The following is a 10,408-nucleotide window of genomic DNA, read 5'->3' as shown; positions in this document are numbered from 1 at the left end:
GCAGTGCCGCCGCCGCCACCATTCACCGAGGCGGCCGGTGCGACAAAGCCCTGCACTGCCGGCAAGTTCTGAATCAGATCGGTAATGGTGGTGGCACCGGAGCGCTCGATATCTTCGCGGCGCAAGGTTTGCACCGGCAGTGCGCCTTCCTTGGCGATGCGCTTGATGCTGGAGCCGGTGACTTCGATTCTTTCCATCTTCTGCACCGGTTCGTCGGCATGGGCCAGCGTCAGGCTGGCCACGCCGATCAGGCTGATGGCATGGCTAAGTCGTTTCTTGTTCATTGTCTGTCTCCCCGATCCGGGTGTATTTGGGTAGCTGGATGCAGCCGAATAGCAATTCCGGCGCGGTCAAACCCTAGCGTGGCGCTTGTCGCGATTGCAGGTACGCGACAAACCGGGGGAATCGGTGGATGAATCGGGTCGATTCCGGCATCAGTCCATGCTGGTACGGCTGTACAGAATGAAATGCTGATATTGGATCGCGGCATGGACGGGTAGGGAGCGTGACGGCCGCCCCTGCCAGATGGCGAAGTCGATCCGGGTTCCCGCCGGCGGCGCGATCACCTATGCTGGATGGCTGTGGCGGGCGCGCCATTGTTGCGGTGCAGCGAACTGTTAGAATCGCCCACGGCCAACTTGACACAAGGAATGCGCATGAAGCGGGTGATCTTCAATCAGAAGGGCGGCGTCGGCAAATCGACCATTGCGGTGAATCTGGCGGCGATTGCTGCCGATCAGGGCAAGCGGACATTGCTGATCGATATCGACCCGCAATGCAATTCCAGCCGCTATCTGCTCGGTGAGGCAGCCAAAACGGCTGAACCGACGCTGGCACAGTATTTTGAACAGACCCTCAATTTCAGCCTGTTCTCCAAAACCGCCAATGCCTTTGTGCACGCAACGCCGTTCGAAAACCTGTCGCTGATTCCCTCTCACCCGGAAATCGGTGAATTGCAATCCAAGCTGGAATCGCGGCACAAAATCTACAAGCTGCGCGATACGCTGAACGAGCTGGCGCGGGAATTCGATGAAATCATCATCGATACCCCTCCCGCCTATAATTTTTTCACCCAGTCGGCACTGATTGCCGCCGACGGTTGCCTGATCCCGTTCGATTGCGATGATTTCTCGCGGCAGGCGCTGTATACGCTGTTGCAGAATGTGGAAGAAATCCGTGCTGACCATAATGCCGGACTGAAGGTGGAAGGCATCGTCGTCAACCAGTTCCAGCCGCGCGCCAGCCTGCCGGTGCGGCTGGTACAGGCGCTGCGTGATGAAGGCTTGCCGGTGCTCGATAGTTTTCTGTCCAGTTCGGTCAAGATTCGCGAATCGCACGAACGCGGCCTGCCCATGGTGCATCTGGACGGCCGGCACAAGCTGAGTCTGGAGTTTCTGGCGCTGTACCGGGAGTTGACAGGGGCGTGAATGCATAGCTCGGGAGCGCTTTGAATGCCGTCGCGCCTTGCTCGTCTGGGTGCGCTCTGGTGCCTTGGCAGCCTGCTTACGCTGGGTGCCGGCTTGTGGCGTTCGGACAACCTGGAACAGACCCTGCTGACCAAGTACCGGCAGCATGCAGAAGAGCGGCTTGATCGCGCCCTGGCACGCATGCAGGGTATCCGCTCGGTACTGGATACCCTGCAGGTATTTCTGGATACGGTGCCGAACCCGGCGCCGCGCGATTTTGCCCACCTGACCCTGCCGCTGCGCCGCCATAGCGGGATCGACGCCCTGTTTGTCGCCATGCCGACCGAGGCGAGCCAGCGGCAGAGTTTCGAGCGCAGCTGGCAGGCAAGCTATCCGGGCTATTCGATCCGCTACCGCAATTTCATGGGCCTGCTGGTACCCTCGCCAGACCAGGCCAGCTATCTGCCCACCGTGTATGCCACGTTTTCCCAGCCTTCGCGTATCTCGCTCGGGGTGGATCTGCTGGCGGACAATCGTCTCGGTCTTAACATGCTACATGCCGACAATGATGGCTATATGCTGTCGCCGAGTTTTCGCAACGAAGGCGGGCCGGCCACCACGGTGCTGATGCGCTGGCGCGGCGCGCGCGCCGGCCGGCAGCTGCTGGGGCTGAGCTTTGTGCCCAGCGGCTTGCTGGAAGGCATGCCGGGGCAGCCGGTGATTCATGACTACTGGTTTGATGTCACCGATCGCGACAAACCCACGCTGATTCATCCGGAGAGCTATGGCAACCAGCAGATGCGCTTGCTGGCCAATCGATCCCTGACTTTGGGCGGCCGCACCTGGCGTCTGGAAACCCGGCTTGATGGTGCGATGATCGAAGAGGCGCAGGCTGCATCCTGGTATGCGGTGCTGGCGCTAGGTGGCAGCGTCATGCTGCTGTGCAGCCTGCTGTTCGGCTTGCCTCGGCGCATGCTTGCCTCGCCGCAAGCGGCCAGCGAAGTCGATGCCTTGCGTGCCGAGCTCGATCGCGTGCAAGCCAGTGCGGCGGCGGCCTTGCGCGATGGCGTGCGGCTGCGTTCGATACTCGATACCGCCGGCGAGGCGGTGGTGCTGATCGATCGCTTTGGCAAGATCGAACAATTCAACGCGGCGGCCGAAAAAATGTTCGGCTACAGCGCCGCCGAGGTGCTGGGTGCCAATGTCGGCGTGCTGATGCCGCCTGGCACGCGTGAGCGCCATGATGGCGCACTGGCCAATTACCTGAGTACCGGCCAGTCGCGGGTGATGGGGACCGGGCGTGAGCTGGTTGCCCAGAAGAAAGGCGGCGATGCCTTCCCGGTCGAGCTGTCGCTCAATGAATTCGATATCGACAATGCCCGCTACTATGTGGGCGTGATCCGCGATGTGACCGCACGCAAGCGGGCCGAACGCATGCTGTTCGAGAGCGAATACAAGCACCGCGCGATTCTCGATGCCGCCCATGTCGGCATCTTCCTGCTGCAAGATGGCTGCCTGCGCTATGTGAACCCGGCATTTGCCGACAATTTCGGCCGCAAACCGGGTGACTTTACCGACCAGACGGCGCTGTCGTTTCTGGTTGCGCCGGCCTGGATCGAAGCCCTGTCGGTGGCGCTGGACCCGGAGCGCTCGGGTGGCCGGCCTACCGAAGTGCTGATGCAGCGTGAGGACGGCAGTCGCTTTTATGCGCTGGTGACGGCCAAGCCGATCATTTACGACAACAAGCCCGGCCTTGCCGGGTCCTTGCTCGATATCTCCGAGCGCAAGGCGGCCGAAGAGGCAATGCTGCGGGCGGAAATACGCAATATCGCCATTCTGGAAGCGATTCCCGACCTGATGCTGCAGCTGGATGCGGAAGGCATCATCCTCGATTGTCGCGTCCGCTCCGGCAGTACCGACTTTGCCATCGATACCGCCAGCATCGGCCAGCATTATCGGCGCGGCGTGCCGGCACCGTTTGCCGACAGGCTGGATGAGGCGCTGGGCGAGGGTTGGTCGGCCCGCTTGCGCAGCTTTGAATACCAGCTCAACGAGGGGCCGGATGCGCAGGACTTCGAGGCGCGGGTGACGCCGGCCAGCGATGGCGAATGGCTGGTAATGGTGCGCGAAATCAGCGAACGCAAGCGCATCGAGGCGGAGTTGATCCGCCACCGCGATCACCTGGCCGATCTGGTGCGCGAACGTACTGCCGAACTCGATGCCCTGTTCAATGCCAGCCCCTTGGCCACCGCCTTCGTCAAGCAGCGACACTTTATCGATGTGAATACGGCCTTTGTGCGCCTGTTTGGTCACGCGCGTGAGGACTTGCTCAACCAGTCCACCCGGCTGATCTTTGTGAACGACCATGCCCATGAGGTGATCGGCGAACAGGTCTACTCGCCGCTGATCGATGGCGGGCAGCTGCGTACCGAGTGCTCCTTCGTTACCGCCGACGGGCGCGAATTGCTGTGCGAGGTGCTGGGACAGGCGATCGATCCGCGTGATCCGGTAGCGGGTAGGGTGTGGGTGTATCGGGACATCAGCGAGCGGCGCGCCGCCGAAACGGCCCTGCTCACCGCCAAAGAACTGGCGGAAGCGGCCAGCCGGGCGAAATCGGAATTTCTGGCCAATATGTCGCATGAATTGCGCACACCGATGCATGCGGTACTGAGCTTTGCCGAACTGGGCGAGCGCAAGGCGGAAACCGAGCCGGCCAAGGTGGCCCATTATTTTGGCCGTATCCGCAGCAGCGGCCAGCGGCTATTGCAGATCCTTAACGACCTGCTCGATCTGTCCAAGCTCGAAGCCGGCAAGATGCGCTACGACTTCCGGCCTTTGCAATTGGCCAGTACGGTGCGCGAAGTGGCCGACGAATTTGCGCCACTAGCGCGCCAGCAGCAGCTAAGGCTGCATGTCGATATCGGGACGCCGGCACCCGACGTTTGCGCCGATGCCCTGCGCATCGGCCAGGTGGTGCGCAATCTGGTTTCCAATGCCATCAAATTCAGCCCGCCCGACGGCGAAGTATGGGTGCGCATCCATATCAGCGGCGACGACTGGGTCGAGCTGGTGGTGGAAGACCAAGGGGTCGGCATTCCGGAAAGCGAGCTGTCGGCCATCTTCGACAAGTTCACCCAGAGCTCCAAGACCAAGACTGGCGCCGGTGGTACCGGCCTGGGCTTGGCGATTTCCCGGGAAATCGTGGAAGCGCACCGCGGCAGGATACTTGCCGAGAATCGCCCGGAGGGCGGCGCTCGATTCTTTGTGGCCTTGCCGGCAGCTTAGGGGCGGCAGCCGCCCATCTGGCCGGCTTGCGCTATGCTGTGAATATTGACTAATCGCGCCGTCGGAGAGTGTTGTGTCCCAATTGCCCAATCTACAAGCCACTTTGCTGCTGGTCGATGATGAGCCGTTCAATCTGGAGATCTTGTCCGAACATCTGCTCGATGCCGGTTATCGGGTCGAACTGGCAGCCGATGGCGAAGAGGCCTGGTCCTGGTTGACCCGTGCTGGCGATCAGTTCGATGCGGTCTTGCTCGATCGCATGATGCCCGGGCTCAATGGCATGGAAGTGTTGCGCCGCATGCAGGCGCACCCGCAACTTGCGGCGCTGCCGGTGGTGCTGCAGACCGCCATCGGCTCGGCCGAGGCAATACGCGAGGGGCTGGAGGCGGGTGCGTATTACTATCTGACCAAGCCGTTCGAGCGCGAGATGTTGCTGGCGATCGTTGCCGCGGCCGTGGCGCAACATCGCGCGCGGCGCTCGATCAAGCAGGCGACGGCGCAGCCACTCGATGGCCTCGATTATCTGTCGCAGGGCGTGTTCGAATTGGCCACGCTCGATGATGCGCAACGGGTGGCCGCACTGCTCGGGCGCCTGGCGCCAGCGCCGGAGCGGGTAGCGCTGGGTTTGTCGGAACTGATCGTCAATGCGATCGAGCATGGCAATCTCGGGCTGGGTTACGAGGACAAGCGCGAGCTGATGCAAAGCGGTCACTGGCGCGATGCCATCGAGGAGCGCCAGCGCCTGCCGGAATTCGCCGGCAAGCGGGTGCAGGTGCGGGTGCAGCGGCAGGATCAGCGTCTGGTCATCGAGGTGGAAGACGAGGGCGCCGGTTTTGAATGGCAGAAATACATGGATTTCGACCCGGTACGCGTGTTCGACCCGAATGGACGCGGCATTTCCATGGCGCGCACCATGAGCTTTGACGAGCTGCATTACACCGGCAAGGGCAATGTCGCGGTTGCTTCGGTCAAGCTGTAATCAGGGGTTCTCGGCTGGCAAGCTGCCTGCTATGTCGGCATGCCAGTAGCGGCGGTGCACTTGCCGCCAGCGGCTGGCCTGCCAACCTTTCGCGTCCATCGCCAGCACGATGGCGCCATCGCGATCGCTGCGCCATACCTGAGAGCCGGCTTGGGCGTAGCGAGCCAGCACTTCCGGGCGGGGATGGCGAAACGGATTGCGATAGCCATTGGTGGCAATGGCAAGGCGCGGGTGGACGGCCTCGATAAAGCGCGCCGATGATGAGCCATTGGAGCCATGGTGCGGCATCACCAGCACGTCTGCCATGATATCGGGCTGACTCGCCAGCAATTCCGCTTCCTCGTTCTGGCCGATATCGGCAGGAATCAGCAGCGCACCGCCACTGCCGCGCACCAGTAGCACGCATCCCTTGGCGTTGTCACTGGCGCGCGCCGGCATATCGGCAGGCGGGCGCAAGAATGTACAGCTCACCCCATCCCATTGCCAATGCTGTCCCTGCAGACAGGGCTGAACCGGTCTTGCAGCAAAGGGCAGCTCGTCGGCGCGGGCCGCTCGTGGCGCAACCCCGGCGATCCGGTCGACATCGAGGTTGGCCAGCACCGCATGGGCGCCATCGATATGGTCACCATCGTTATGGCTTAGTACCAGCACATCCAGTTGCGCGACGCCGGCCGCACGCAGGCTGCCGGGTAGCAGGCGCCCGCCGCCGCCCTCGGGCCCGGCATCGAACAGCAGATTGTGCTGGCTGGAGCGTACCAGCACCGACAAGCCCTGGCCGACATCCCAGACCGTCGCGGTGAAGTTGCCCGGTGCAATAGTGGGTAGCAGCGGCAGCGCCATCGGTAGAAACAGGGCAGTGGCGCCCAGCTTGCCCGGTACTCCTCGCGGCAGCAGCCAGATGGCGACGCCGAGCAGTGCGGGCAGCAGCGCCCAGGCCGGCGGAGCGGCCTGCTGCCAAAGGAGCTGCTTGCCCGCGAGCGGCGCAAGTAAAAACATGCACAGCTGCATGCTCCACTCCGACAGGCGCAGCAAGGTGCCGCTGGGGTCGAGCAGGCCAAGCAGGCACAGCGGGGTGGTCAGCATCGAAATCAGCGGGATGGCGATGGCATTGGCCAAGGGCGACACCAGCGGCAGCTGCTGGAACAGTAGCAACAGCAAGGGGGCAGAGCCGAGGGTAGCCGCCCACTGGCTGGCGCCCCAGCTTTGCAGGCTGGTGCGCCAGCCCTCGGGCAATCGTCCGCGGCCGGCCAGAGCCCATAGCATGGCGCCCACGGTGAGGTAGGACAGCCAGAAACCCGGCGAGAGCACCGCCCACGGGTCAAGCAGCACGGTTGCGCCCAGCGCCAGCAGCCAGATCAAGGACACCGGCAGCGACCGGCTTGAATACAGTGCCAGTGCACTGATTGCCAGCATGAAAAAAGTACGCTGGCTGGGTACCTGGAAACCGGCCAGCAGCGTGTAGGCAAACGCGGCCACCACCCCGGCCAGCAAGGCGGCATGACGAGCTGGCAGGCGATTGCTGAGCCGGATCGAGCGCCGCCAGATGGAGCTCACCATGGCGGCGAACAAGCTGGCGATCATGGTGATATGCAGGCCGGAAATGCTGGCCAGATGGGTAATGCCGGTATTGCGGAACAGCTGCCACTGGCCGGTGCTGATGCCGGTCTGCTCGCCAATGGCCAGAGCGACGATGACTTCGGCAAAGGGATGCGCGGTTTGTGTGGCGATGGTCGCTTGCGCTGCATCGCGTGTCACTGGCGTGGACAGCTCCTGGCGAATGCGCTTGGCAATCGCTTGGCGCGCGGCATTCAGCATATTGCGCGGGGAGTAGACAAAGGCGTCGATTAACTGGCGCTGGCTCCGTTGCACCGTGCCAGTGGCGCCGATGCCTTCGGCGAGCAGCCAGGCTTCATAGTCAGAGCCGCCGGGATTGGCATTGCCATGCGGCCGCTTCAGCCGCACATCGAGCCGCCAGCGCTGGCCGGGCTGCCAGTCGCTCGGTGGATGTTGGTAATCGGCCAGCAGGATATGCGATGGCACGCCGGCAGGACCTGCTTCCACCCGGAAGCGAAAGCGCGGCCCGAAGCGGCTGGGCTGCGGCAGGCTGGCGACTTGCCCGGTAAGCTGCACGGTTTGCTGCTCCAGCGCGCCATCCAGCCTATCGGCCAGCCGCTCTGCGGCGCGCCAGCTGGTGGAGCCAAGGCCGATGCCGATGGCAAACAGCATCGCGCCGAGCTGGCGCAGAGGGCGATACGGTAGGCGGACAAGGGGCAGGGCGGTAATTGCCAGCAATAGCCAGGGCAGTGGGCGTGGCAGTTCCGGCTGGCATTGCAGCCAGACTTGCGCCGCGACCAGTGCGATAATCGCCAGCCTCATCGTCCGTCCACTCCGTGACCGGTTCCGTTTGCCGGCCCGCCAAGCACTTATGACCCTTGCCGTTTACCTGGCCGACCCCGCCCGTGCCGATGACCTGGCGCAGCTCGTCACCCAATATAGCTTTGTGCAAATCGCGCAGTTGCCCGAAAGCGGCCATGTGCTGGTGCTGGATGCGCAGCGCCTGTCGCTGCATAGCTGTGGCCGCGGTGCGCCGGGGCCGGTGTTCGTTGATTTTGCCGGCGGCGCCAGCGATTGGCGGCGCAAGCATGGCGGCGGGCGCGGCCAAGGCGTGGCGCGCGCCTGCGGCCTGAAAGGCGGGGCCACCCCGCATGTGCTGGATGCGACTGCCGGCCTTGGGCGCGATGCCTTTGTGCTGGCAACGCTTGGCTGCCGGGTCGATATGATCGAACGCTCGCCGATTGCGGCGGCCTTGCTGGAAGATGGCCTGAAGCGGGCCCGACAGAGCGCCGAGCTGGCCGATATCGTCGGCCGCATGCAGCTGTGGCATGGCGATGCTGCAGGCCTGATGCAAGCCTGGCCGGCGTCGGCACCCGAGGTGGTCTACCTCGATCCGATGTTCCCGGATACCCGGCAAAAATCCGCCCTGTCGAAAAAGGATATGCAGGCCTTCCAGCAGGTGATCGGCGCCGATATCGATGCCGATGCCTTGCTGGCGCCGGCCCGTGCACTGGCGCTGGGGCGGGTGGCGGTGAAGCGGCCGCGCCACGCGCCGTATCTCGCCGATGCGCGCCCCGGCTTCAGCCTGGAAGGCGATAGCGTGCGCTACGACTGTTATGCAGCTACCGGCAGCGCGGGTGTTTCTCTGCCTGGATAGGCAGCGACAATGCCGGCCGGCAAGGCCGGTGCCAGTGTGTCCTGGTTCAGGCAGGGCGGCAGCGCCGCGCAAATCTGCTGCAGCACGATGTCTTCAAGCTCATGGCGGCGCCGGTACTGGGCGCGTTTACGCGAGGCGATGGCGCTCAGTTCCTTGCGTGCCAGCTGTGGCGGCAACACAAAGCTGTCGCCCTGGCGGCAGCCGCCCATTTCTTCCCAGAAGCTGTCGTAGCAGGCGCGCACACGGTTGCGGCTGCGCAGGCGTGCCTTGTGGATATGGCTGTCATTGGCGACGGCATGGATGCCGGCGATCCGGTAATGCTGCACCAGCGCATACAGCGCCAGCAGCACCGCCTGTTTCGGGCGCAGGCCGTGCAGATCGTGGGTGGCAGCCTTGACCCGCTCACGACCGGCATCGGCACGCGGTCCCTGCAGGCAGCCGACGCTGGCGACCCAGTCAAGCCGATGACGCAGGATGGAGAACGACAACAGCGCCAGTGATTCGCCCTGGCATTCCAGCGACAGGATCAGTTCACCCTCGCGATCACACTTGTCGGTTGGCTGTAATACCAGCGTGTAATGTTCGTTGGCACCGCTGAACGTGGCCAGCCGGTGCTGGCCATTGCGATAGAGGGCCTGGGTGAAATGCCAGGGCCAGTGCTGGCGCATCCAGCCGAAATGCTGCATCAGCCAGCGCAGCCGTTGACGCACACAGGCGGTGCCGCGCAGATAGGGGCGCTGCAGCTTGAGCAATAATCGCGGCTTGAGACTGAGCAGCTGGCGGCCTTGCTCGTCGGTCAGCAGATATTCCGCCCAGCGTTGCGCCCAAGGATAGATGAACAATCCGCGCAGAAAATACTTCCAGCGACCAAGGCCGCCGAACAGACGGGCAGGCCGGGACAACAAACGGGAGGATTGAAACAGGAATATCACGACTATTTACCGGAAGGACATCAAATATTACGTGATGGTAACATTATTTTACAAATTGCCTCGCGGCAGGCGGCAATGGCTAGGTTCGGTGTGCAGAGCCGTGTAGCCTATTGCCTTGTAAAAGCAGCGTATCCAACGATCATGGGTCGATCCGGTAAAAATACCGGCGGCCTGTAGCAAGACGCCGCAAGCGGCGCAGGAGACAAAAATGGCAATCAGCGTGTTCGATCTGTTCAAGGTCGGCATCGGGCCGTCCAGCTCGCACACCGTCGGGCCGATGCGGGCGGCGCGAACCTTTGTGCGGCGGCTGGACAAGGACGGCCTGCTCGATCAGGTCGCCAGCATCCGTGCCGAGCTGTATGGCTCGCTCGGTGCCACCGGCAAGGGCCACGGCTCGGATGTGGCGGTGATGCTGGGCCTGCAGGGCGAGTCGCCCCGTCTGGTCGATACCGACGCAGTGCCGGCGATGGTCGAGCGTATCCGCAGCAGCAAGCGGCTTGCCCTGCTGGGGCGCAAGGAGGTGCCGTTTGAAGAGGGCGAGCCTCTGGTGCTGCACAAGCGCAAGACCCTGCCCTATCACCCGAACGGCATGATC

The 10,408-nt window shown here is 63.3% G+C and carries 9 protein-coding genes; 6 read left to right on the top strand and 3 right to left on the bottom strand.

Annotation, left to right across the window (positions count from 1 at the left end):
* Nucleotides 1-284, bottom strand: a 284-nt coding sequence (locus ACE3OH_RS13995) for a TonB-dependent receptor plug domain-containing protein (protein WP_374353932.1), incomplete at its 3' end; no start/stop codon positions are given.
* Nucleotides 285-656: 372 nt separating this feature from the next.
* Here ACE3OH_RS13995 and ACE3OH_RS13990 point away from each other — a divergent pair.
* From ACE3OH_RS13990 to ACE3OH_RS13980, 3 genes are all read left to right on the top strand, one after another.
* Nucleotides 657-1,427, top strand: coding sequence for a ParA family protein (locus tag ACE3OH_RS13990; RefSeq protein WP_374353929.1), 771 nt, complete (start codon nt 657-659; stop codon nt 1,425-1,427).
* Nucleotides 1,428-1,451: 24 nt separating this feature from the next.
* Nucleotides 1,452-4,691, top strand: coding sequence for a PAS domain S-box protein (locus ACE3OH_RS13985; RefSeq protein WP_374353926.1), 3,240 nt, complete (start codon nt 1,452-1,454; stop codon nt 4,689-4,691).
* A gap of 73 nt (nt 4,692-4,764) precedes the next feature.
* Nucleotides 4,765-5,670, top strand: a complete 906-nt coding sequence (locus ACE3OH_RS13980; protein WP_374353923.1) for a response regulator — start codon at nt 4,765-4,767, stop codon at nt 5,668-5,670.
* Here ACE3OH_RS13980 and ACE3OH_RS13975 read toward each other — a convergent pair whose 3' ends face one another.
* Nucleotides 5,671-8,046 carry a DNA internalization-related competence protein ComEC/Rec2 gene (locus ACE3OH_RS13975; RefSeq protein ID WP_374353919.1) on the bottom strand — a complete coding sequence of 792 codons (2,376 nt, stop codon included), beginning with the start codon at nt 8,044-8,046 and terminating at the stop codon, nt 5,671-5,673.
* 49 nt (nt 8,047-8,095) lie between these two features.
* Between ACE3OH_RS13975 and ACE3OH_RS13970 the strand changes: the two genes are divergently transcribed.
* A complete protein-coding gene (locus tag ACE3OH_RS13970; protein WP_374353916.1) occupies nt 8,096-8,881 on the top strand; it encodes a class I SAM-dependent methyltransferase in 786 nt (261 codons plus the stop codon).
* Here the strand turns inward: ACE3OH_RS13970 and ACE3OH_RS13965 are convergent.
* Nucleotides 8,839-9,786, bottom strand: coding sequence for a VirK/YbjX family protein (locus tag ACE3OH_RS13965; RefSeq protein WP_374353913.1), 948 nt, complete (start codon nt 9,784-9,786; stop codon nt 8,839-8,841). The genes ACE3OH_RS13970 and ACE3OH_RS13965 overlap by 43 nt on opposite strands.
* Nucleotides 9,787-9,795: 9 nt before the next feature.
* On the opposite strand from ACE3OH_RS13965, the gene ACE3OH_RS13960 reads away from it, so the two are divergent.
* Both ACE3OH_RS13960 and ACE3OH_RS13955 read left to right on the top strand, forming a co-directional pair.
* Nucleotides 9,796-9,990 (top strand): hypothetical protein, encoded by a 195-nt coding sequence (locus tag ACE3OH_RS13960; protein ID WP_374353910.1) that lies wholly within the window; start codon nt 9,796-9,798, stop codon nt 9,988-9,990.
* Between the two features lie 31 nt (nt 9,991-10,021).
* Nucleotides 10,022-10,408, top strand: a 387-nt coding sequence (locus ACE3OH_RS13955) for a serine dehydratase beta chain (protein WP_374353905.1), incomplete at its 3' end; no start/stop codon positions are given.

The sequence above is a fragment of the Chitinimonas sp. genome, assembly GCF_041904975.1.
GTDB lineage: Bacteria > Pseudomonadota > Gammaproteobacteria > Burkholderiales > Chitinimonadaceae > Chitinimonas.
This window is presented reverse-complemented; position numbering and strand designations above follow the sequence as displayed.

Excerpts from the sequence above, each read along its gene's own strand:
- ACE3OH_RS13990 (WP_374353929.1), top strand. The coding sequence starts at position 657 with ATGAAGCGGGTGATCTTCAATCAGAAGGGCGGCGTCGGCAAATCGACC.
- ACE3OH_RS13985 (WP_374353926.1), top strand. The coding sequence starts at position 1,452 with ATGCCGTCGCGCCTTGCTCGTCTGGGTGCGCTCTGGTGCCTTGGCAGC.
- ACE3OH_RS13975 (WP_374353919.1), bottom strand. The coding sequence starts at position 8,046 with ATGAGGCTGGCGATTATCGCACTGGTCGCGGCGCAAGTCTGGCTGCAA.
- ACE3OH_RS13970 (WP_374353916.1), top strand. The coding sequence starts at position 8,096 with ATGACCCTTGCCGTTTACCTGGCCGACCCCGCCCGTGCCGATGACCTG.